This is a genomic window from Methanopyrus kandleri AV19 (assembly GCF_000007185.1).
GTDB lineage: Archaea > JAADCQ01 > Methanopyri > Methanopyrales > Methanopyraceae > Methanopyrus > Methanopyrus kandleri.
The window spans coordinates 982,185-1,004,791 of sequence record NC_003551.1; the positions used below are offsets into that span (position 1 = coordinate 982,185).

Sequence of the window (22,607 nt, forward strand, 5' to 3'; positions counted from 1 at the left end):
CACCGATGCGACACCTCTACCTTACGGTTCTCCCCGATCGCACCCTCTTCGCGGCTCTAGACGAAGAGTTCTTACCGGAACGTGCCTATCTCAGCCACCGCGGTGACAAGTTCAAGTTCTCTACGGAAGAGACCGAACTCAGCCGCGAGATCGAAGACGAGACCCTGTTGGAGGCCCGTAAGACGTTGGAGCGGAACGTGGGGGAGGTCTTGGGGGAGAAACCTAGACTACTGCGCGTTGAAGAGAGGGAAGACCTACCCAAGGGACGCGCGGTGGAGGTGTACGGTCGGGGAGGGACCAAGGAGATCTTCGTTGGAAAGGTGGAGCTAGGAGAGGAGGTTCTACTGGCCTCGCGCGGTACGGGCTCCGAGGAGGCCAAAGAGGTCACGGAAGTCGCGGAACGTGTGCTCAGCGGCCTGCTCGGTCGCGTTATCGACCTTTACTACTCCTGAATCTTCCGTTCCACCGACCGCACCTTACCCTCCGCGGTCAGCTCCTTGTCCCTGCGCTCGTCTATCTTGACTACGAACACGGCACGGTCCACGACGCGTAACGCGGCCTCCCTAGCGACGCGGAGCGCCTCCAAAGCGTCCTCGAAGGTTTCCACCTCCACCACGGTACCCATCGGGCCTACCTGCGGCTCGAACCCGGCTTCCTTCAGGGCTTTCACTACCTCGACTATCTCATCACTGACGCTCGGTGATCCGGTTCCGATCGGGTAGAACGAAATCTCCATCACGACCGCCACGGGTTCCGCCCCCTCGGCATCAGAATCAACGGGAGCACGGATAAAGGATTGAAGTTACCACGCGGTCCGGTGATCTCGACGATCACGTCGTCGTAGTCCACTACCCCGTCCCAACCATCCTCGAACCCGAACCTCAGGTACCATACACCGTGCTCGCACTTGGTCGACCCGCGACACGCGTCTACCCTCCGTCCGACGACCTCCGTCGTCCACGCTATTATGGCGCCGTCGAGGAATGCCCGGAGTTCCGGCGACTCTTCGGCCAACTTCCTGAGCACCTCGGCCGTCTCCGCGTCCGAGCATAGGACAGTGTCTTCACCTTTCAGCGCGATGCCGAGACGTTCCGGGTGCACGTCCAGTGTTCCGATAATCGGTGAAGCTTCACCATCCGGGGTTATTCGTATCACTGAGCCCGTGGACCGGTCCAGCAACAAAACGTCGTACTCCTCCGGAGATTCGCGCTTGATCGAGATCTTCAACTCCCCTACCGAGACCACGACCGCCTCAAGGGTCACCTCTATGACGGCATCGTTGTAGTCGGCGTCGGTCCCATCCTCGAACGCGAACTCGAACCCGTCCGGTGTCCTCCTGACGATACAGCAAGGCCTACCCTGTACCTCCGTCGTCACGATCACCGGACCGTTGAGGATCGTTCGCAGTTCCGGACGATCCAACAGCCTCCGGAACGTCGCCGCGGTCGTGGGGTCCGAGCACAGTGCTACTCCCGGCCATTCACCGGGCTTGAACGGGATCACGACGGCACCCAGTGCGTCCGGATGCACCTCGCCCGGTATCAACGGCTCAGGCTTCCGCAGTGTACGCTCAAGGACCCACGGTCGCGGTCCGGGCGACGCGTCGGTGCCCAGGTACCAGAGCGCTCCACTGGCGTTGTCCACCAGGAATAGATGATGTGTGTAACCGCTTTCACGCGATATCCATACCGCTCCGAGCTTCATCCCCGAGCATCCAACCGGTGATATCAACAACGCTAGCAAAAACACCGTTAGCATCGCCGCTCCCCCGATCCGTGGGGGGTAACCTACGTGACCGTTCTGGTTTCGACTCTTGCACTGGGCGATTGGTGGGCAGATCCGGAGCGCGTGAACGAGCTACCCGAGCTGACGGGAAGCGACGGTGTTGAGCTGATCCTCGAAGGGTCGTTTCAACCGGGGCGGCTCGATCCGAACGAACTCAACGTTGAGGTCTCCTCGGTACACGCTCCCTTCGCCGACTTAAACCCAGCGAGTCCGAGCGATCATCACCATGAGTACATCCTGGAGGTCATCCAACGGGCCGCTGAGCTCGCCGCGGAGCTGGATGCTCACTACCTCACGGTTCACCCCGGGCACTTGACACCGGTGACGATCCACGACCGAGAACTGGCCATCGAGCTCGCCATCGAGACCTTGGGAGAGCTCGCCGACGAGGTCCGCTCGTTCGGTGTCGAGCCGCTCGTTGAGAACATGCCGGATCACTCGCTACTGCTGGGCACCAGTGCGGACGAGATGGAGGAGATACTCCGGGCGTCGGGGTGTGGGTTCACGCTGGACGTCGGTCACGCTCTGACCGCGGAGGGTAGTCTCCGTCCGTACCTGCGGTTGCGGCCCGATCTCCTCCATGTTCACGACAACTCGGGCGACGGCGACGAGCACCTACCACCCGGGAGCGGAATCTTAGATTTCGAGGAGTTGCGAAGGGCACTGCACCACCGGGTGCTGCCCGTGGTGGAAGTCCGGGGGATCGAGAAGGCACGTGAGGCTGTGAGGACGGTCCGCGAGATCATGGAACGTCCTGAGAACTGAAACGATACGTGTGGGCGGTGGGGGAACCGCCCCACTAGATTTCAACAATTCTGCCTATGGCGTACGTGTCACGTACTGACACTATTTTCACTAGCACCTTGTCACCCTTCTCCGCTTCTGGTACGAATATTACGAACCCATTGACCCTCGCGACACCGTCACCTCGCTTCCCTGTGTCCTCGATCTTTACCTCGTAGACGTCCCCAACATCCACGGGCTTGTCCTTCCCTTCCAAACCTTCACACCTCCTTCACCGAGAACGCGGATTTCCGGGAATTCACATTACTTATAGTTTTCCCCCAGCGTGTCTCCCGACGGTTCAGATGCGGACACGGGACGTAGTCCGTTGGCGCTCGCCGCCTGCTACTCGGTAGCGATGGATGATAGTACGAAGACCGGCCGAGTCGATATGCTGGCCGTCGCTCGGGTGAACGGTCAGTCGGCTTTCCGGGCCAGACCGTCCAACGCTATCGCTTCACCGTCAATCAGAAGGAGGGGGTTCACGTCGAGTTCGGACCATCCTTCCTCCTTGTACACCCCGTGGGCTGCGTTGACGACTTCGGCGAGGCGGTTAGGGCCTATCTCGGAGAGTAATCGTTCACCTCCGGGCACTCTACGGAGGCCCCTCTCGACGTCCTCTCCGTCAACCGGGGGTCGCCGCACGATGTAGGCCCGAAGTTCTTCGACGAGCTTCCCGCCGAGACCGAGCAGTACGACGGTACCGAAAGTGTCGTCTTCCTTTATCCCTAAAAAGGCCTCTATGCCTTTGACCACGTCCAAATGTTCCTGAACGATGACACCGACTGCGTCGGGCCAGCGCTCCAACAGCTCGGCCACGCGTCGTTCGAGCCGCTCCTTGGACGGTACGGCCGTGTATATGGCACCGACACGGGCCCGATGCGCGACTCCCGAATGGAGGAGCTTGACGGTGTAAGGGGGATCGAACGGTACGTCGGAGGCCTCCTCGGGGCGCTCGAGGACGGTGAAGCGTGGCGTTTTGAGACCGCCCTCACGAAGCGCGGTAAGCACATCGTGCTCCAGAACGATCTCAGAGCTCACGACTTGATCAACTCCCCCATAACCTCGTTGAAGGCCTCACAGAACCGCTCTATGTCCTCCCGTGGGGCCGAAAACGCCACTCGGATGAACCCCTTACCGCGGCGTGGGCTGGTATAGTAGCCCGTCCTCACGAAGATACCGTGCTCGGAGTACAGTTTACCCACGACGGTTTTCGAGTCGATATACCCGTACTCGGAGAAGTCGATCACGAGACAGTTGGCGTGCGAGGGGTACACCGGTATCTTCACTCCGTCTCCCTCACACTCGCGCTTGATCAGACGCTGGTTCCGCGTGACCTCCCTGAGCAGTCTCGGGATCCATCGATCGCGAACCTTCAAGGCGGTGATGGCGGCCTCCTGAGCTATCAGGTTTATCCCTAACTTGCTCACCTTGTACTTGGATACCTGCTCCAGCAGTTTCCGCTCTCCGATCACGGCTCCGATCCGAAGGCCGGCGAGTCCGTACGTCTTGGAGAAACTGTACAGGTCGACGCAGCGTTCCGGGTCCATCTCGCAGGCTACTGGTTGCTCCGGAGCGAAGTCCCTGTACGTGCAGTCGTGTACCAGGAATGCGTCCGCATCTTGGGCGAGCTCCACGAGACCCCGGAGCTCCCGCTCGGACATGGAGCTGCCGAGCGGGTTGGAAGGGTTTATTACGAAAATGAGATCGAGCTCCCGGAGGTTACCATCGAACTCCTCCATCACGGCGTCTACCGTCATCTGATAGTCGAACTCCTCGGAGTATATGTCGACCTCTTGGACGTGAACTCCCTCCGCCATCATCATACCGTCGATCGTCTTGTACCCTGGATCCGGAGTCACGGCCACACCGTTGCTGGCGAACGCCCTGATGACGGCGTGGACGCCCTCGATGGCGCCGTTGGTGATCACGGCGTCGAAATCGTCGTCGAGTTCGAAGTACTCCAGGAGTCCCTCTCGAAGTCGCCGGTCGCCCTGCGGGTGTGCGTACACGTTGTACGGTGCCTCCAGTGCGGCGCGCACGACCGCTCTACGGACCTCCTCGGGGGGTCCCAGTCGATTGGTGTTCTGGCCGAGCTCTATCACCTCGCCGGAATGTATCTTCCGGAATAGTTCGTCCGGTGAATCGGGAATCCAGTCGGCTGACACCGGCCCCACCCCGAGGACTTTAGACCGCCAGACTTTTGTGTAAATACCGAAAGGTATTGGGGGTATCGAGATCGCGCCTCAGCGGCCGCGCCCGTGACATCTTGGAACTGGTAGTGAACAACTCCGGGATCACCGTCTCGGAGATCTCGAGACGGTTAGGACTCCATAGAAGTACGCTGGATCGATACGTCAAGATTCTCAAAGATCTAGGACTCGTCGAGACTAAACCGGGGCGTGGGGGTGGTGTCTATCCGACCAAGGACGCCGTTCTTCTCGTGCGATCGGGTGGTAGGGTCACGATCGTCCGACGCGGTGGCGGTCGCGCGAGGATACTGATCGAGGCCGAAGATCGGCCGGGATTACTCGCCGACGTCACCAACCGGTTGGCGAGCGCCGGCGTTAACATCTTAGAAACCGAGCTCAAGGTGGAAGAGGGAATCGCCATCATGGAATTCGAGGCGGAGAACGTCGTTCACGAGGAAGTCCTTCAGGAACTCGACGGACTGAGCGGTCTGATCCGCGTCGAAGTCGAACCGCGGGGGCGAAAGTAATCTGCCGCTCACTCCCGCCGAGGCGCTTCTGGAGATCCTAGGGACGGCTAACGTCCTAGTCCCGAGATCGTACAAACCCGGTAAAGCCACAGGCCGCGCAGCGGTGAACCGGTTCGCACTGTACGCCGTCCGCAAGGGACTAGGGTTCGAGGTCGAAGAGAGACCCGTCAGAGTCTACACCTCCTGGCGTGGGCTGTCGCTCGCGGTTCCCGGCGAGGAGACTACCTCCGATTACCGGGCGACGCCGAGGGGTCGGGACGTACCTCCTGAAGAGCTCGCGGAGGCAGTGCCCGACTATCCGGCCCGTCCGCATTTCGTGGTAGACTACCGGTTCTGGGGTGAGCATTCCGACTTCGGCCGCACCAACCTGATACGTCAAACCGCCGTGACAGCTTCGACGCTCCGACTGTACCTTTCGGACCGTCATATGAGCTTGGTCAACGTCACCCCCGAAGCCGAGGAGAGGTTCCTGAATGCCTTTCCTTCCTTCGAGGGTGGGTTGTACGAGGACTGGGAGGACCTGATCGCCGAACTCAGTGTGGATAGGGTCATCCTCTTAGATCCCAACGCCGAGGAGGAACTCGACGAGAACGAGATACGCGAGGACGCCGTCTTCGTACTGGGTGGAATTGTCGACGAGAATATGCGCGGATGGACTGCGAAGCTGGCTCCCGGCATCCCATGCGACGTTGAGCGGCGTCGTATCACGCTCAGGGGTAGCATCATCGGAGTTCCGGACAGGATCAACGCGCTCGTGGAAGCTCTCTCCCGTGTAATCGTCGAAGGTGAGTCGCTGGAGCGGGCGATCCTGCGGGTACAATCACCACGGTTCGCCAGACGACGTCTGAGCAGGGAACTGCGTAGGCTCGACAGGCTCACGGAGGAGGAGCTGCGCCGACTGCGAGAAGTAGTTAACCTCCCGAAGCGTGAGATACTGCTTGAGGCGCGCCGCCGGGGGATCGAGCTGAAGGTTGACCTGCAGGATGGCTGAGCTCGGGTACGAGAAGGCCGAGAGATGCGAGGTCGGAGAGAAGCCCGCCTGTAAAGTCGGCTTACGTGATGGGAAGCGGTTGATACACGACGCCCATCTATCGCGTCCCGAGCATTACTACTCCGTGTACCAGAGCTGCTGCAACTGGGAATGTTTGTTCTGCCATTCTTGGCGGTTCACACAGCGTCCCGTGGGTACGTGGTGGAGCCCCGAGGACTTCGTCCGGCACGCTCTGGAGTACCGTGAGACCGTCACAGTCTGGGAGCCGCGGAGCCGCGCCACATCGTTTCACGCCACGGATCTATGCCTGGGGTGCGGTCGGTGTGTGACGTTAGGCGAGAGGCCGGAGTGGTGCCCGGGCGAGTTGGACCCGGATCAAGTGGTCCCCAGCCCTCAAGGATGGGGGCCCGCACGCAACATCGTGGCGTTCACGGGCGGTGATATCGCGTGTCGTCCCGAGTTCTACGTCGAATCGATAAGGGGGCTCAAGTCCGAGACGGACGATCTCTGGGTCCTTCTCGAGACGAACGGGTTCGGGTTGGTCCGAGAGAACGTGGAAGAGCTAGTCGCCGCGGGTTTAGACGCCGTCTGGCTCGATGTGAAGGCGTGGAAGGAAGACGTGCATCGGAAACTGACGGGAGCGACGAACCGCTACACCCTCAAAGCGATCGAGTTACTCGTCGAGCACGACGTGGTCCTCGAGGTATGCACACTCTACATCCCCGGTTACGTGGAGGCCGATCAGATCCTCAGGATCGCTAAGTACGTGGCGGACATCGACCGGAATATTCCGTTCACGATCCTGGCGTACTTCCCCGAGTACAAGCTCTCCGTGAGACCTCCAAAACGCTCCGAACTTGAGACCGCCGAGCGATTGGCGCGGGAGGTGGCCGGGCTGAAGAACGTGAAGATAGGCAACGAAGGTGTGGCACTACCGGGTTAACCGGGAAACACGCTACAAGAAGGAATAAACGCAATCCGTTCCCCCGCCGAATGTGGGGGTGTTCGAAGGGATTGTCCGAGTCCGAAATCCGGTGTCCGTGTATCTGCAACGGGAAGTACCCGGCACCGGCGCTCACCGTGGACGGTATAGTCCCCTATCGTGGGGGTATCGTGCTGATACGACGGGGGAAGAAGCCCTTCAAGGGTAAGCTGGCGCTGCCCGGGGGATTCGTGGAGTGCGGTGAAACTGTGGAAGAAGCGGTAGCTCGTGAGGTCCGGGAGGAAACAGGACTCAAGGTTCGGCCTGTCGAGTTGGTGGGGGTGTACTCGGACCCCGGGCGTGATCCGCGGGGTCACGTCGTATCGGTGTGCTTCAGGTGTGAGGTAGTGGGAGGCGAGTTACGAGCGGGCTCGGACGCGGCGGATGTGAAGGTCGTAGACCCTTCGGACTTGACTCCCGATGACCTCGCGTTCGACCATTACGATATGCTTCGGGACGCGGGGATCGTGCGTTGAAGAGGGGGTTGAAGATAGCAGCTTACGTAGCCGGTGGTCTGCTTCTGTGTACGGTGTCCGCGAACGCATTACTCGGTATGCGTGAGCCTCCGAGGTTCGCCGAGATCGACAACCCGAGCCTCGGGGATCGAGTATTTCTGGCGATTTCAGGCCTGGTGGTGGGCATCATGGGGGTCAGTAGGGGCATTTGGGAACTGAGGAACGTCGAACGGGTCCGGGCGGCGCTCGGTCTCCTGAAGAAGGCTGAACGCTACCTCGAAGAAGGTTCGGAGAGGATTCCGGCGAAGTACAACGCCGTGACCTACGCGCTGAGAGCCCTCAGATGTGTGAAGAACGCCGTCGAAATCCTTGAGGAGATGGAAGAGGAACTGGAAAGTCAGGAGCGAGAGCTGAAGGAAAAGGCGAAGGAGAAGGAAAAGGCGGAAAAAGAGGGGGAGGAAGAGAAGGTCGAGAAGCGGGGTAGTTCCGATGTACGAACCGCTGAAAGAAGGGACGGAGCCGGGGACGAGAATAGTGACGACAGGCGTAGTCGTGGGGACGGAACCGCTGACCGTGGACGACGGGAAGAGGATCGTGGAGTGTCCGACGGTGGGGGAAGTGAGGGTTCTGGATGAGCGCGGTGTGGAAATCGAGGATCCCCCCGAGACAGGTGAGGTAGTACGGGTCTTCGGTTCGATCACCGAGATCGGTGAGACCGTCAAGGTCGAGCCTCACGCGGTGCAGCGGTTGGGGATAGACCCGGAGTTGTGGAAGGACGTCCGGGAGGCGCTGGGGTAAGGGTTTATCTTTCACACCCTCGCGCCAGAGTGCATCGGGGTGCTTAAGTTGGTGGAGTTCAGGGCCTACCAGGAGGAGGCTAGGTACTTCAAGTACGCGTTCAACGCGGCGGGCAAGGTGGTCGAAGAGGCCCCCTTGATCGTGACGGAGAACGGGATCGTGTCCAGGGCGATGGATGCCTCGCATATCGCTATGGCAGTGCTGGAGATGCCCTGGGAGATGTTCGACGAGTACGAGCCCCCGAGCGACGAGCTGATGTACGGTCTCGACATGGAGGAGGTGACCCGGATAGTGCGGCGTGCGCGGGTTACGGACGAGATCACCCTGGAGGGTGAGGACGAGGAGGAGGTGATAATCAAACTCGGATCCAGCGGCTACGAGCGTGAGTTCAGGCTCCGGAGTATCGACATCGATGACATCCCCGACGAGCCCGAGCTGGATTTCGCGGTCGAGGTTACCGTGGTGCCGGACTTCATCCAAGACGCCGTACGGGACGCGGATCTCGTCAGTGACACGGTCAAGGTCGGGGCGAAGGGTAACACGTTCTACTTCAAGGCCGAAGGAGAGCGTGGTCGCGTGATTCCGAAGGTTCAGGAAGGTGCGGAAGCGTTACTGACGTTCGAAGTCGAAGAGGATGTCGAGACCGCGTACCCGCTGGACTACCTGAAGGACATGATCCAGGCTGCTCAAGGCGCGGAGAGTGTTAGGATCAGACTAGGTCAGGACATGCCTTTGGAGCTGACATTCAGGATCGGTCCCGCAGGTGAAGGTAAGTTGACGTTCTACCTCGCGCCGCGAGTGGAGGAGTGAACCCTTCCTCCTTCTCGCCAGAATCCCGCATTATCCGGGACAGGACCGTGGCTGGGTGGGGGACTAGCCCCCGTACAAGTACCTGTCGAGGAGCGCTTTCGGGTACCCTACGTATGGTATCCTGAGAACCACCCTACCGCTGATCTCCTTGGGCCGGATCGGGCACCATGGATCGGGCAACGGGTTGTTGTCTCCCTTGGTGATGACGCCCTCCGGCGTTTTGGCTATCACCCTGTGAACCACTGGGATCGGTTTCCCAGGCAGCCGGTACACGATGACGTCTCCGACTTTGATGTCACGGTACGGGACCCCGACGACCAGGAGCACGTCGCCGACGTTGTAGTACGGGTACATACTCTCGGAGATCACCGTGACCACCGGATCGGGCGTGCCCAGCACGAATCCGAGCCCGTACCTGAGGCCGTACCCCAGGGCCACTCCTAGGACCACGTAGAAGACCGCGGCTTTCCAGCCCCTGAGTTCTCTTACTTTCCTCCAAGCCCTCTTGACGTTCAACGCGGACCACCCCATAGACCACCGGAACGGGTCGAGAAATAGCCACCGGACCGTGTGAAACCCCTACGTACTGCTCCATCGCTGAAACTTTGCCATCTCAAACCTATTTCATAACCGATTTTAATCGAAGATAAGCTTAATATCTCACCCGAAGCTTACCGAAGTGCGGGGGGTGATAACGTGGTCGAGGAAGACGTCGTCGAGATAACCTCCCGCTATCTCCGCAGGGATCCCGATAAAATCGCTGAGATCTACAAAGCCATAGGTATCGAGACACTCTCGGACCTCGCTGCGACCGACCCTGCTACAATTTCGGACGCTTTCGGTGTGAAGGAGAGCACAGCCAAGAAGATAATCGCGGACGCCCGCGAGGAAGCCAGTAAGGGTATCATGGAGGCCAAGACCCTTGCGGACCTCCTAGAGGAAGAGAAGAAGCGTGACGTAATCCCCACGGGTATACAGGGTTTCGACGAGCGGATGGGCGGTGGACTACCGACCGGCGTTATCGTCGGTATGTACGGACCGCCAGGTGCCGGTAAGTCACAGTTCGCCACCCAGGTGGCCGCGCACGCCCTTAAGGAGGGTGAGTCGGTGCTCTACATCGACACCGAGAACGCCTTCCGACCGCAGCGTCTCCTAGAGATCGGTGGGTTCAAGAAGGACGAACTGAAAGAAGTTTCCGACAGGTTCGTGCTGCGGCGTATCATCGACGCCGCGGCGCTGAGACAGTACTTCGACGAGAAGGAGGGCGAGTTCATCAGCGAAGCCTACGAACTGACACCGAAGGTCGTGGTCATCGATTCCATATCACAGCCGTTCCGTCCGTACAGCGCCCGCGATAAGCTACCGGAGCGATCGCGTATGATTGCCCACATCTTGAACACACTGCTCAAGTACTGCACCGCTTACAACGCCCTCGGCATGGTCACCACTCACGTCCAGGCGAACCCGGACGCTTGGGGTAAGCGCTGGCAAGACGTGGCTCCAACGGTGCTCAAGCACATCGCCACGTACCGGTTCAGCATCGACTACAAGGGTAGGACTGAGCGGGTGATCACGCTCGAAGACGCTCCCGACAAGCCACCGTTCGAGGTCCAAGTGGAACTCACGGACCGCGGTTTAGTGGGCTAACTGCGCAACTGTGCGATCCCCGGATGAGGATACAGCCGGGACCCCGAGGACCGATGCGGAGTGTGGCCGTAGCTGACGGGCCTTCACCTCCGCACACGGACCATGAGTCCGTCGCGCGCCACGACGACTACTGGAAACACCTCCCGAGCCTCCTCCCTCATTCTTTCCGGATCCACTTTCGTGGACAGGTGCGTCAGTACAAGGAGATCGACGCCTGCCTCGCGGGCGACCTCGGCAGCCTCTAAGTGGGTCGAGTGCAGGTATCTCACGGCTTCCTCATGATCCTCAAAGCACGCTTCATGTACCAATACCTGGCAACCGCGGACGTTCTCAGGATCGGCCGGACGACCGTCTCCTTTCACATACACGGATATCTTACCGGGTTTCGTCAACGAGTACGGGCGCTCACCGCGTAAGAGCACTTCACGCCGCTTCGATGGAGGGACCCTTCGTATGTACTTCGGATCCGCCTTTCCCGGTATTTTCGGTGTCTCGATCCGATAGTCGACCGTAGGAACCCCGTGTTCTGACTCGTACACCAGCACCCTGAGGTCACCGATTTCTACTTCGTCTCCCGGATTCACCTCCCGGTACTCGATCACCTCGAGGTCGGAGATGTCCAAAGCGGACTCAGAACCCGCCGTGGGACCGTAGACTTTCAACCTACGCCCGTGGAGGAGGTCCACGGTGGTCGCGAGTGGTAGGAGGCCCGCGACGTGATCGACGTGGTGGTGGGTGAGCAGCACAGCGTCCACATCGTGGATCGTGACACCTTGCTCCATGGCCCGCCGCTGGGTACCCTCTCCGCAGTCGATTAGAAGCTTGGTTCCGGAGAACTCCACCAGCAGTCCCGGGTGGCTCCGATCCTTCGACGGGACCGCGCCACCCGTTCCCAGGAAGCGCATCACCAGCTCACGGTCCACGATCCGTCCCCCGGACCTCGGAAACCGCCAGCTCGAGGCGGTCGATACCCTCCTCCAGGAACGAGAGCAGTTCATCGATCGTCTCGAAGTTCACCCTACAGGGTCTCGCCATCGCTTTCACGATCCGCTCGACGTCTTCCCTCGAAACGCCTCGCCCCTCGTGTGCGAAGAGATGGCGTGCCTTCCGTAGCTCCGAGCACGAGAGTACCTGGATGTACCTCGACAAGGGTCCGAACACGTCCTTTTCGACCGCACCCACTTCCAACGCCCCAGACAGGACCTTCTGGGCTACGTGGAGGAACGCGAGGACTGCTCTCCCTTCTCCTTCCTCTCCTCTCAGTTCCCTCAGTACCGCCTCGATATCCGAGTCGAGCCTATCCTCTACCGCCCCACTCAGCTCCTCGCTCGAACCAAGTAGGTCGGCGAGTAGGCTGGCGAGCTCTACGGGATCGGACGTGGTGACGCGCTCTCCAGACAACCTCTCGTACAGCAGCATAAAGCAAGCCTGGGTGTAGTTCTCGTAAAGCATGCTCAATCTCACGATGAAATCCCCGAACTCCCCGCGGATCCATTGGTACCGGGCGTTCTCCAGTACCACCCTCATGTGGTGGATTATCCTTCGTATCGGGTCCTTCTCGGCTTCCCTCAGCTTCCTGAGTCTTCTCCGGGCTTCGTGTCTCAGTTCATCCAGATGAGCTGACCGTGTAACCTCGGCGTAGAGCCGCCGGGCCTCCTCGTAGTTGAAGTTGAGCTCCGAGTCCCGGGCCCTGAGATACACCGGCTCCATCCTGTCTTCGTAGGCGGAGAACCGTTCGGCTATTCCGGCCGCCACCTCGAACAAACCGTGCTCTATCAGCACACACTTCATGGTTTTCATCGGGAGAATCAGAGGAGACGGCTCCACCTCCACGTTCTCGTCGAGCACCCTGAGGGGGTGAAACCTGTCCTCCCATAACGTCGCCCCGATCAAACGTATCGCCCAACCCACGTTCGGGTGCGCGCCGCCCACGTAGGCGTATAGTTCCGATCGTTTCAGATCCTCCCTGCGGTGTAGGGTCTTCAGGACGTCCTCGATCTCCCGAAACACCTCGAACCGGTCCGGGTCTTTCCTCAGGACCACGGGGTCTTCGACACGAACGCCCCACTCTTTCTCCGCGTACAAGGAGACGAGCCGAGCACAGTACTCGGTGTCCTCGGGGTGATGGCCGTACTGGTGGTCCAGACGGCGGGTTCCCAGCGATATGAGTGTGATCTCCCGCGGATCGTACCCCTCCTCGTAGAGTACGAACCTTATAATCGCGTCCAGCGTCGGGAACGAGGCCTCACCTAAGGCACTCGGGTCCGACAGCGCCCGCTCGTACAGACGCCGGGACGCCTCGAAGAGGTTTCCACCGCCGACGATCACGTCCCGAGGTCCCGCTGGAAATAGCACTACGGCCTCCACGTAATGTCCCCCGAAGGCAACATGAGTTGTCCGTCGTTCGGCGGTATTGAAGCGTTGCCGTACCGACTCGGCCGGGGTCGACGGCCGTGACCGAAGGGTTTGAGGCGCTACCGGACGACGTACAGAGAGTAGTGTACTCGAGGTTTGATGAACCCACTCCACCCCAACGCGTAGCGATACCCGAGATTATGGATGGGAAGAACGTCTTGGTGATAGCCCCCACCAGCTCCGGTAAGACCGAGACCGCGGTATTACCCGTGTTCTCCATGGTACGTGAGCTCGACGAGCCTGGGATCAAGGCGCTTTACATCACCCCGTTGCGGGCCCTTAACAGGGACATACTGCGAAGGATCCGCTGGTGGGGGGAGAAGCTGGGCCTCGAGGTTGCGGTGCGTCACGGCGACACCCCGCAGAGCGAGCGGAGGCGTCAGGCGGAGGACCCGCCGGACGTACTGGTCACGACTCCCGAGACCCTCCAGGCCATACTACCGGGTAAGCGCATGCGTGAGCACCTCTCCCATGTACGTCACGTGATCGTGGATGAAGTTAACGAGCTCGCCCTGGACAAGCGCGGTGTACAACTGACGCTCGGACTGGAACGACTCGCCGAGGTGGCTGGTGACTTCCAACGTATCGGCCTCTCCGCCGCCGTGGGCTCGCCCGACCGCGTGGGTAAGTTCTTGGTCGGCGATCGCGACGTCGAGGTGCTGGAGATCGAGGCCGAGCGTTACCTGGACGTTTCCGTGGCTCATCCGACCGGGCCGCACGAGGTTAAGGAACGGCTGGAATTGATCCACGAGCTGGCGAAGGAGCGGGACTCTGTTCTCGTGTTCACCAATACTAGACAGATGGCCGAACTACTCGCGACCCGCCTGAAAACGGAGTACGACGACATTGAGGTGGAGATACATCACAGTTCAATATCGAGAGAGAAGCGCATGGAGGTCGAAAAGAGGTTCAAAAAAGGTGAGATCGATGTCCTCGTGTGCACCAGCTCACTGGAGCTCGGTATAGACATAGGCCACGTGGACTTGGTGGTCCAGTACGGCTCGCCACGTCAAGTAACCCGCCTCGTGCAGCGAGTGGGACGCGCGGGCCGTCGACGTAAGCGGGCCGAGGGTCTCGTGATAACGTCAAATCCAGACGATCTCGCGGAGGCGGCGGTGATATGTCGTCGGGCGCTGAAGGGATCCCTGGAACCCACTGAGATCCCGGAAGGTTGCCTGGACGTCCTCGCCCACCAGCTCGTGGGGTTGTGTCTGGACGGGCACCAGGTCACCGTGGACTACGCGCTGGAGGTGTTCAGACGGGCTTATCCGTACCGCCATCTCGACGCCGAGACGCTCCGAGAGGTGGCCGAGTTCCTGGACGATATCGAGGTGCTCCGGGTGCGCGGTGACCGTGTGTACCGGACGAAGGACGCCTGGAAGTACTATTACTCGAACTTGAGCATGATCCCCGACGAGCGACACTACCGGGTAGTTACGGAGAGCGGCGGACACGTCAGCGTCCTCGACGAGCCGTTCGTCCTCGAGTACCTAAGGCCGGGTATCAAGTTCATCTGCGCCGGTAGGCCGTGGATCGTGCAGGACGTGGATCACGACCGTTACGAGGTGCTAGTGACGCCGGCCGAGGCCGTGGAAGGCGCCATACCCTCGTGGGTCGGCGAGGAGATCCCGGTCCCGTACGAGGTGGCGCGCGAGGTGGGGGAAGGGATCGGGCGGGCCGAAGCGGCGCTGGAGGATGGGTTCACCGAGGCCGTCGAGGTCGCGGCCGAAACCTTCGGTCTAGGACGCCGCGAGGCCAAGGTACTAGCCGACCTGATCCGTAGGCAGCGGGAGCACTCAGCGGTGCCGCTTCCGGAGAGGCCCGTCATCGAGGACCTGGGTGGGACCCTGGTGATCCACGTGTACGGTGGTACGAACCCCAACCGCACCCTGGAGAAAGTCCTCGGGACCTTGATCTCGGGACGTCTGGGGACGACGGTCAGGACGTACTCGACCCCGTACAAGATCGTGATCTCGGCGGAGAAGCGGGCGGGACTCGACGCGGACCTCCTCATGGAGTGTTTGGAGACGCTGCCTTCCGACGAACGCGGGTTCCACGCCCTCACGCTCAGAATCGTCGAGAAATCCGAGGTCTTCAAGCGCCGATTGGTGCACGTCCTGAAGCGCTTCGGTGCGATAGAGCCGGACGCCGACTACAGGGACGTCTCACCGCGACGCCTCCTGAAGGCGTTCAAGGGGACTCCCCCGTACTACGAGACAGTCTCGGAGGTCGAGCGGGATCTAGACACCTCCGTGGCGTTCCGACTGGTGAAGGAGCTGGAGGAGAAGGCGGAGATCGTCCGGGTGCGCGATCCTTCCCCGTTCGCCGAACACGTGTTGGAGGGACTCGGAGAGGTAGGGCGCGTGACTTCGGGACTCCTGGCCGCGCAGGTCGAGACGCTCAAGCGGGACCTGGAACGACGCAAGCTGTGGCTCGGCTGCCCGAACTGCGGCTGGCGCGGTCGACGCTCCGTCAAGACCGTTAAGGAGGAGGGTCTCGAATGTCCCGACTGCGGCGCTACGTACCTGGTCGCTGCCAAGACCGAGGAGGGTCTGGAAAAGCTGCTGAAGGACTCCGAGCGCGCTCGGCGGGTGGCCGATCTGCTCGAGTCATACGGTGCCAAGGCCCTGGAGGCCCTCGCGGTACCGGGTGTCGGGCCCGAGGCCGCGGCTAAGGTGCTCCGATCGACCGGCGGACGTGAGCCGCACTTCTACCGTGAGCTACTGCAGGAGCGCCTCCGTTACCTCCGCACCCGTCGGTTCTGGGACTAGACCGGTAGGTAAGAGAGCCCGAGGAACGTCAGCAGAAGGAAGAACAATCCCGCGATCCCGACGGTCCCGATGAAAGGTATCGGTATCCCTAGGGGGGGTGATGGACCCTCCCCGCTCTCCACACCGTTCAGTGGTCTCCGCGTCTCGACGTCTCCCGTCACCGGTGCGTCGCAGCGGATCCGGGTCACACCGCCGAGGTCCAGGAACGGTTTGGAAACCGCGACGGCGACGGGGTACCCCTCCAGAGCGGCCTTCCACAACTCTTCCGTGAACGCCGCCAGGGAGTCACCGGGTAGGTCTGTCAACAGGACGACCGTGAGGGTACGACCGCGCTTAGAGGACACGATAACCGTCAGCGGGGAGATAGCGCCGGAGAGTACCGAGTACAACCTGTTCACGACCTCCACGGGCCCGAAGAACTCCAGGATACCGGGGTGAAGGTTGGAAAGGAAGAGATCGTAAGGGACCAGCAAAAGCTCCCCCACGTCGCTCGTGGACTCGTCGTCCACGACGAAGTAGCGACGAGATCCCTCTTGGACGGCCCCGAGGACGAGTACCGCGTGGTACACCGAGGGACGGTTCAACAACGAGACCACGGCTACCTCGAACACTTTCGAGGCCGCATCCGAGCCCGCGATCGCCTGGAAGGCGTCGATGATGTCGAGGTTATCGTCGTCGTGTTCCCCCGTAGCCGAAATCTCGTACTGAAGTGGGGTCACGGGATCGCCGTTCCACCATCCCATGGCGACACCCAAGTTGTACATGTCCACCGCGCACGCCTCCGCGCACCAGATCCTGTCAACGCGCCCATCTCCGTCGATATCGGACCCGAAAGAGGTGTTCGGAGCGTCGAACTCCGGGTCTAAGTAGTAATGACCGGAGACGAACCCTCCCACTCGACCGTGAGCGGGCGTCATCGCGATGGATACCGCGATTATCAGCACGAGGGCGGGCAACATTCGGGTTCACCTCTCGGGCTCGAAGAGCGCCAGGTAGGACGTTCTCATCCCCGAGAACAGCGTCCCCCGCCGGAGGACCTTCCCTTCTCCCCACACCATGCATAGGCAGGATCGTCTCCAGCCGTCGAGCGCCTTGACCGCCGTGGCGAAGGTCTCGGGTGTGACGGCGTTTAGCAGTATCGCGCGTCGCACGCGCTCGGCGAGGGCGAGGAGTACCTCTTCCAGCCGCTCGGAACCGGACACGACGGCGGCGTCCACCTCGTCCACGTCCTCCAGGGCCTCGGGGGCCCACCCGCGCACTATCTCTATGCGATCCTCCAGGCAGAAGTCCCGGACGTTCCGCTCCAACGATCGGAACGCTTCCTTGTCTCCTTCCACCGCGTACACGCGGCCGAGAGGCCCTACCGCCCGGGCCAGCTCTAGGGTTAGCGAGCCCGATCCCGCACCGATCTCGAGGATCCTCTCGCCCGGTCGCGGTCGAAGTACGGCCAGCACCGTCGCTTTCATCACCGGCTTGGTGGGGCCTGGAACACCCTCTGTGACCAAGTCGGAGGGGTCTACGACATTGAACACGGGAGCACCCACCCTGTACGGAGTGGGCCTGGGCCCCGGGGATCCCGACCTGCTAACTCGTAAGGCGATCAGGATTATAAAGAAGGTACCCGTCGCGATGGTACCCTTCGTGGGCGCGGAGAGTCGAGCCGCCAGGGTAGTGCGCGCCGTCGACCCGGAGGCCACCGTGGTCGGTTACCACGCACCGATGACCAGGGACCCGGAGGAACGCGATCGGGCGTACTCGAAGGCCGCGGAAACCTTGGCGGAACTGCTCGAGCGGTTTCACGAAGTGGCGGTCTGCAACCTCGGAGATCCCACCCTCTACGCCACGTTCTGGCACATCGTGGAGCGGATCCCACTAGAGGACTTCGAGATAGAGCTGGTCCCCGGAATCCCGGCGGGACTCCTCTGTGCGGCTCGCATCGGCCGCCCCTTAGCGATGGAGAGTGACAAGGTCCTAATCTGCACTCGGGAACCGCCAGAAGACCTCGAAGGCATGGATACGGTGATACTCTATAAACCAACCCGGCGAGGCGTCGAAAGGCTTCTCAGGGAGGGGTTCGAGGTCTACGCGTGTCGGGAGCTGGGGTTCGAGGGAGAGCGAGTGGAGCGCGTAAACGGGGCCGAGTTCGAGCCCAGTTACCTGTGCACGATAGTCGCCCTCCGGCCCTGAGATACCAGGGCGGGGGCCGGGTTTTTACCCGGTGACTACCCGGGAGGTTCGGGGGCGAGGGTTGCTCCGTACAGTGTGGGTAGATTACGCCAGGAAAGGCGAACCCGATGTCATCTTAGTCGGTCGGCGGGAGGACGGGAACCCAGCTGCCCTCGTCGTTAAGGGGTTTCGTCCCTACTTCTACGCGGAGGTGGAGGACGGGTTCGATCCGTCCGAGGTGGAGCGTCTGAGCGGTGTGGTGGAGGTCGAAGAAGTCCTGTTGGAGCACCCCTACGGCGGCGACCGGGTGGAGCTCCTACGGATCGTCGCCACGTACCCCAAGGTCGTCCCCAAACTGCGCGAGCAGGTCAAGAAGCTGGACGGCGTGAAGGAGGTCTACGAGGCGGACATCCCCTTCGTGCGCCGTGCCGCCGTCGACCTCAACTTGCCGCCGGCGTCCGAGGTCGACGTCTCCGACCTGGACACGGGGTCCTGGTCCGGACTTCCCGCGTACTTCGCGGACGTCGAGGACGCCCGTGAGTTGGACCACCGCCCCTACCCGATCGAGGACCTCGTCGTCGCCAGCTTCGACCTCGAGGTGCTGGCGGAACCCGGAACGACGATCAAGGGAGCCTCGGGCCCCATCATCGCCATCAGCTTCGCGTACAGTACGCCTGACGGGGAGCGCCGTAACTACGTGATTACCTGGAAAGGAGAGGACGAGTCGTTCGAAGTGGACGGGGTGGAAACCGAGGTCATCGTGTGTAGGTCGGAAGCCGCCGCGCTGCGGAGGTTCTTCGACGAGTTCCGCCGCGTTGATCCCGACGTGGTGTTCACATACAACGGGGACGAGTTCGACCTGCCGTACCTGCAACACCGGGCCGGGAAGCTGGGTATCGACGTCTCGCCCCTGGCGCGGCCGGCGGGCAAGCGTGGGATCATACTGAAGCACGGGGGCGGCCGTTATGCCTCCGATATTTTCGGACGGGCCCACGTCGACCTGTACCACACGGCGAGGAAGAACCTCAAGCTGGAACGCTTCACGCTCGAGGAGGCCGTCAAGGACGTGCTCGGTGTAGAGAAGGAGGAGATGGAGCTAGCCGACATCAACGAGGCCTGGAAGCGCGGTAATCTGGACGAACTGATGAGGTACTCGGCTGAGGATGCCCACTACACCTTAGAGTTGGGGCTCGAGCTGGCGCAGGTCGAGTTGGAGCTCTCCTACCTGACACGGCTGCCGCTGCCGGATGCGACCCGCTTCAGCTTCGGACAGCTCGCGGAGTGGAGGGCCATCTACAAGGCGCGCCAGGAGGACATCCTGGTACCGAACAAACCGACTCGAGATGAGTACAAGCGGCGGCGTCGCAAGGCGTACAAGGGCGCGATAGTGTTCGAGCCCGAGATAGGGCTCCACGAGAACGTGGTCTGCGTGGACTTCGCCAGCCTGTACCCCAACGTGATGGTCGCGCACAATATCTCGCCCGACACGTTCGACTGCGACTGTTGTCCGCGTGTGACCGTCGAGGAGGTGGACGACCCCACGGACGCGACCGTGGCACCGGACGTGGGCCACAAGTTCTGCAAGCGGCGTAAGGGGTTCTTCCCCCGGCTCGTAGAGGGACTCATCGAACGCCGGCGTGAGCTCAAGCGCCGCCTCCGGAAGCTCGATACCGAGTCGCATCCTCACGAGGCTAAGATCCTCGACGTACGACAGCAGGCGTACAAGGTCCTGGCCAACAGCTACTACGGTTACATGGGCTGGGCTAACGCGCGCTGGTTCTGCCGCGAGTGTGCCGAGAGTGTTACCGCTTGGGGTCGCTACTACATCAGCGAGGTTCGAAGGATCGCGGAGGAGAAGTACGGGTTGAAGGTCGTGTACGGGGACACCGACTCGCTGTTCGTGAAGCTGCCCGACGCGGACTTGGAGGAAACCATCGAGCGGGTGAAGGAGTTCCTGAAAGAGGTCAACGGCCGCCTCCCCGTGGAACTAGAGCTGGAGGACGCCTACAAGAGGATCCTGTTCGTGACCAAGAAGAAGTACGCCGGGTACACCGAGGACGGGAAGATCGTTACGAAAGGTCTGGAGGTGGTCCGACGGGATTGGGCGCCTATCGCCAGGGAGACGCAGCGTCGAGTCTTGAAGCGGATCCTAGCCGACAACGACCCGGAGGCGGCGCTGAAGGAGATCCATGAGGTCCTCGAGAGGCTGAAGTCGGGCGACGTCGACATCGACGAGCTCGCGGTCACGTCCCAGCTCACGAAGAAGCCCTCGGAGTACGTTCAGAAGGGTCCCCACGTCAGGGCCGCGCTACGGCTCGCTCGACACCTCGGAGTGGAGCCCGAACCGGGTACCATCGTGAGGTACGTCATCGTCCGCGGTCCCGGTAGCGTCAGCGACAAGGCGTACCCGGTGGAACTGGTGCGGGAAGAGGGGAAAGAGCCCGACGTCGATTACTACATCGAGCACCAGATACTACCGGCCGTGGAGCGGATCATGCGGGCGATAGGTTATTCCCGCGGGCAGATCGTCGGTGAGACGGCCTCACAGAAGACGCTGGATCAGTTCTTCGGCTGACGGGATGACGAGAGCACCCCTAAGTGATCGGTGATCGGCTTCACCCTGGCCGACCGTGGGTGTTCTCCTTGCGAGTGGCCATCCTGGACGGGTACACGGATGAGCCGGCGGGTCTAGGTGTACCACCCTACCTCGGGACCCACCCCCGGTACGCCTACGGCGCGGCCCGGGCCGCGGGAGCCACTGAGGTGCGGTACGTGCCCGTCGAGCGGGTGAGGTCGGGCGACGTCGACCTGAACCGCTTCGACGTCGTGGTGGGCATCTGCGGGGTGCACACGCCGGGGAAGTACCTCGGCGCCCGGCCGGCGGACCTCTCCGAGATGCTCCGTATCCTCAGTGAGGTCGACGCCGTCACGGTCCTAGGTGGGCCGGCGGCTCAGTCCGGACACGGTCGGGTCGGCGGTGAGCTACCCGAGACCGAAGTCGAGGGTGTGGACGTGATCGCCCGGGGCGACGTCGAGGCCGTGGTGTACGACCTCGTTTCCGAGGGCTCGCCCGAAGCCGTCGACCCCGACCGGAGGCGATCGATCGAGGAGCTCCGGGAGTACTCCGTGAAGGGAGCACCCGCGGCCCGCGAGCACGTGGACTACCCCGATGCCGTGATCGCGGAGTTGGAGACCTACCGAGGTTGCCCCCGTTTCCTGTCCGGTGGGTGCTCGTTCTGCACCGAGGTCCCTAGGTACGGCGAGCCCGGAGTTCAGACCGCCGGAGGACGTCGTTGAGGAGGTGAAAGCGCTGTACAAGGTAGGTGTCCGCAGGTTCCGGGTCGGACGACAACCTTGCGTGTTCTCCTACATGGCCGAGGGGATCGGGGAGACCGAGCGACCCCGGCCGAACCCCGAGGCGGTGGAGAAGCTCTTCCGGGGGATCTGCACGGTCGCCCCCGACCTCGTGACGCTCCACGTGGACAACGCGAACCCGGCGGTGATCGCGGAGCATCCCGTCGAATCCCGGGAGATCGCGAAGGTGTTGGTCCGTTACGGCACCCCCGGCAACGTCGTGGCCTTCGGCGTCGAGACCTTCGACGAGCGGGTGGCGAGGAAGAACAACCTGAACGTGGAGTCCAAGGAGGAGGTCTTCCGGGCCATCGAGGTGGTGGCCTCCGTAGGCGGGTACCGCGGCTGGAACGGGATGCCGTATCTCCTGCCGGGGCTCAACTTCGTGTGCGGTCTCATCGGTGAGAACAGGGAGCGTTACCGTCGCGACGAGGAGGTCCTTCGGGAGCTGGTGGAACGTGGTCTTCGGGTGCGCCGGATCAACGTCAGGAACGTCGTACCCTTCCCGGGCACAGAGATGGGGGAACACGGTACGAAGTGGCTCGAACGCAACAGGGAACGGGTGGCCGCGTTCAAGCGCTTCGTCCGGGAAGAGGTGGATCCCGTCCTGCTCCGCCGGGTGCTACCGAAGGGCACCGTCCTGAGGCGCCTCCGGGTGGAACCCAGAGAACCGGAGTTCGCGCGGCAGGTGGGCTCTTACCCCGTGGCCTGCAGACTACTCGCCGAGCGGGAACCCGGTGAGTGGGTCGACGGCCTGGTGGTAGGTCACGGGGCTCGTTCCGTCGAGGTGATCCCGCTGCCGGTACGGCGGGAGGACGGTCCGGACGTCCTCGCCAAGCTACCCGGGGTCGGTAAGAAGGAGGCTCTGGATGCCTTCCTCAAGGGCCGAAGGCCGCGGGTCCCCTATGCCCTGCGGTCCTGGTTCGCGTTCTGA

At 61.8% G+C, this 22,607-nt stretch carries 25 protein-coding genes; 15 read left to right on the forward strand and 10 right to left on the reverse strand.

Features of this window, described 5'->3' with window-relative positions; translation table 11 throughout:
• The first annotated feature begins 5 nt into the window (after positions 1-5).
• A complete protein-coding gene (locus tag MK_RS05395; protein ID WP_148679670.1) occupies positions 6-452 on the forward strand; it encodes a hypothetical protein in 447 nt (148 codons plus the stop codon).
• On the opposite strand, the gene MK_RS05400 is transcribed toward MK_RS05395, so the two are convergent.
• The gene (locus MK_RS05400; RefSeq protein ID WP_011019387.1) at positions 443-748 is read right to left on the reverse strand and encodes an MTH1187 family thiamine-binding protein; all 306 of its coding nucleotides are present in this window, start codon (positions 746-748) and stop codon (positions 443-445) included. The two genes, MK_RS05395 and MK_RS05400, sit on opposite strands and share 10 nt — an antisense overlap.
• On the reverse strand, positions 736-1,758 hold the full coding sequence (locus MK_RS05405) for a hypothetical protein (RefSeq protein ID WP_011019388.1): 1,023 nt from the start codon (positions 1,756-1,758) through the stop codon (positions 736-738). Before MK_RS05405 ends, MK_RS05400 begins: the two co-directional genes overlap by 13 nt.
• Before the next feature lie 33 nt (positions 1,759-1,791).
• On the opposite strand from MK_RS05405, the gene MK_RS05410 reads away from it, so the two are divergent.
• A complete protein-coding gene (locus MK_RS05410; RefSeq protein ID WP_011019389.1) occupies positions 1,792-2,550 on the forward strand; it encodes a sugar phosphate isomerase/epimerase family protein in 759 nt (252 codons plus the stop codon).
• Positions 2,551-2,584: 34 nt separating this feature from the next.
• On the opposite strand, the gene MK_RS05415 is transcribed toward MK_RS05410, so the two are convergent.
• The 3 genes from MK_RS05415 to MK_RS05425 form a co-directional block, all read right to left on the reverse strand.
• Entirely contained in the window at positions 2,585-2,785 is a 201-nt protein-coding gene (locus MK_RS05415) for a TRAM domain-containing protein (RefSeq protein WP_011019390.1), read from the reverse strand.
• A gap of 200 nt (positions 2,786-2,985) precedes the next feature.
• A complete protein-coding gene (locus MK_RS05420) occupies positions 2,986-3,609 on the reverse strand; it encodes an acetate--CoA ligase family protein (protein WP_011019391.1) in 624 nt (207 codons plus the stop codon).
• On the reverse strand, positions 3,606-4,736 hold the full coding sequence (locus tag MK_RS05425; RefSeq protein ID WP_158295950.1) for a pyridoxal phosphate-dependent aminotransferase: 1,131 nt from the start codon (positions 4,734-4,736) through the stop codon (positions 3,606-3,608). The genes MK_RS05420 and MK_RS05425 overlap by 4 nt, the downstream gene beginning before the upstream one ends.
• A gap of 56 nt (positions 4,737-4,792) precedes the next feature.
• On the opposite strand from MK_RS05425, the gene MK_RS05430 reads away from it, so the two are divergent.
• The 7 genes from MK_RS05430 (at position 4,793) to pcn (ending at position 9,323) form a co-directional block, all read left to right on the forward strand.
• The gene (locus tag MK_RS05430; protein ID WP_226988617.1) at positions 4,793-5,287 is read left to right on the forward strand and encodes an HTH domain-containing protein; all 495 of its coding nucleotides are present in this window, start codon (positions 4,793-4,795) and stop codon (positions 5,285-5,287) included.
• Positions 5,288-5,390: 103 nt separating this feature from the next.
• Positions 5,391-6,278 carry a hypothetical protein gene (locus tag MK_RS05435; RefSeq protein ID WP_148679672.1) on the forward strand — a complete coding sequence of 296 codons (888 nt, stop codon included), beginning with the start codon at positions 5,391-5,393 and terminating at the stop codon, positions 6,276-6,278.
• Entirely contained in the window at positions 6,259-7,221 is a 963-nt protein-coding gene (locus MK_RS05440; protein WP_148679673.1) for a radical SAM protein, read from the forward strand. The genes MK_RS05435 and MK_RS05440 overlap by 20 nt, the downstream gene beginning before the upstream one ends.
• 50 nt (positions 7,222-7,271) lie before the next feature.
• Complete coding sequence (locus MK_RS05445) at positions 7,272-7,736, forward strand: NUDIX domain-containing protein (protein ID WP_011019396.1); 465 nt, start codon at positions 7,272-7,274, stop codon at positions 7,734-7,736.
• Positions 7,733-8,350: a hypothetical protein gene (locus MK_RS05450; protein WP_011019397.1), complete on the forward strand. Its 618-nt coding sequence runs from the start codon at positions 7,733-7,735 to the stop codon at positions 8,348-8,350. Before MK_RS05445 ends, MK_RS05450 begins: the two co-directional genes overlap by 4 nt.
• A complete protein-coding gene (locus MK_RS05455) occupies positions 8,334-8,513 on the forward strand; it encodes a hypothetical protein (RefSeq protein WP_148679674.1) in 180 nt (59 codons plus the stop codon). The genes MK_RS05450 and MK_RS05455 overlap by 17 nt, the downstream gene beginning before the upstream one ends.
• Positions 8,514-8,564: 51 nt before the next feature.
• The gene (pcn, locus tag MK_RS05460; RefSeq protein ID WP_226988736.1) at positions 8,565-9,323 is read left to right on the forward strand and encodes a proliferating cell nuclear antigen (pcna); all 759 of its coding nucleotides are present in this window, start codon (positions 8,565-8,567) and stop codon (positions 9,321-9,323) included.
• 63 nt (positions 9,324-9,386) lie between these two features.
• Here the strand turns inward: pcn and MK_RS05465 are convergent, their stop codons facing one another.
• Positions 9,387-9,839, reverse strand: a complete 453-nt coding sequence (locus MK_RS05465) for a signal peptidase I (protein WP_158295954.1) — start codon at positions 9,837-9,839, stop codon at positions 9,387-9,389.
• 180 nt (positions 9,840-10,019) lie between these two features.
• On the opposite strand from MK_RS05465, the gene MK_RS05470 reads away from it, so the two are divergent.
• Positions 10,020-10,970, forward strand: coding sequence for an ATPase domain-containing protein (locus tag MK_RS05470; protein ID WP_011019400.1), 951 nt, complete (start codon positions 10,020-10,022; stop codon positions 10,968-10,970).
• An 83-nt stretch (positions 10,971-11,053) separates the two neighbouring features.
• Here the strand turns inward: MK_RS05470 and MK_RS05475 are convergent, their stop codons facing one another.
• Entirely contained in the window at positions 11,054-11,893 is an 840-nt protein-coding gene (locus MK_RS05475) for an MBL fold metallo-hydrolase (protein WP_011019401.1), read from the reverse strand.
• Complete coding sequence (locus tag MK_RS05480; RefSeq protein WP_011019402.1) at positions 11,883-13,337, reverse strand: hypothetical protein; 1,455 nt, start codon at positions 13,335-13,337, stop codon at positions 11,883-11,885. Before MK_RS05480 ends, MK_RS05475 begins: the two co-directional genes overlap by 11 nt.
• Positions 13,338-13,423: 86 nt before the next feature.
• Between MK_RS05480 and MK_RS05485 the strand changes: the two genes are divergently transcribed.
• Positions 13,424-16,156 carry a DEAD/DEAH box helicase gene (locus MK_RS05485; protein WP_011019403.1) on the forward strand — a complete coding sequence of 911 codons (2,733 nt, stop codon included), beginning with the start codon at positions 13,424-13,426 and terminating at the stop codon, positions 16,154-16,156.
• Here MK_RS05485 and MK_RS05490 read toward each other — a convergent pair.
• On the reverse strand, positions 16,153-17,115 hold the full coding sequence (locus tag MK_RS05490; protein WP_148679677.1) for a hypothetical protein: 963 nt from the start codon (positions 17,113-17,115) through the stop codon (positions 16,153-16,155). The two genes, MK_RS05485 and MK_RS05490, sit on opposite strands and share 4 nt — an antisense overlap.
• Positions 17,116-17,121: 6 nt before the next feature.
• Positions 17,122-17,688 (reverse strand): precorrin-6Y C5,15-methyltransferase (decarboxylating) subunit CbiT, encoded by a 567-nt coding sequence (gene cbiT / locus MK_RS05495; RefSeq protein WP_011019405.1) that lies wholly within the window; start codon positions 17,686-17,688, stop codon positions 17,122-17,124.
• On the opposite strand from cbiT, the gene MK_RS05500 reads away from it, so the two are divergent.
• From MK_RS05500 to MK_RS09305, 4 genes are all read left to right on the forward strand, one after another.
• Complete coding sequence (locus MK_RS05500) at positions 17,681-18,343, forward strand: precorrin-2 C(20)-methyltransferase (RefSeq protein ID WP_011019406.1); 663 nt, start codon at positions 17,681-17,683, stop codon at positions 18,341-18,343. The genes cbiT and MK_RS05500 overlap by 8 nt on opposite strands.
• A gap of 61 nt (positions 18,344-18,404) precedes the next feature.
• Positions 18,405-20,897 (forward strand): DNA-directed DNA polymerase, encoded by a 2,493-nt coding sequence (locus MK_RS05505; protein WP_011019407.1) that lies wholly within the window; start codon positions 18,405-18,407, stop codon positions 20,895-20,897.
• A 68-nt stretch (positions 20,898-20,965) separates the two neighbouring features.
• Complete coding sequence (locus MK_RS09300; protein WP_226988619.1) at positions 20,966-21,619, forward strand: hypothetical protein; 654 nt, start codon at positions 20,966-20,968, stop codon at positions 21,617-21,619.
• Positions 21,546-22,607 (forward strand): radical SAM protein, encoded by a 1,062-nt coding sequence (locus MK_RS09305; protein WP_226988620.1) that lies wholly within the window; start codon positions 21,546-21,548, stop codon positions 22,605-22,607. Before MK_RS09300 ends, MK_RS09305 begins: the two co-directional genes overlap by 74 nt.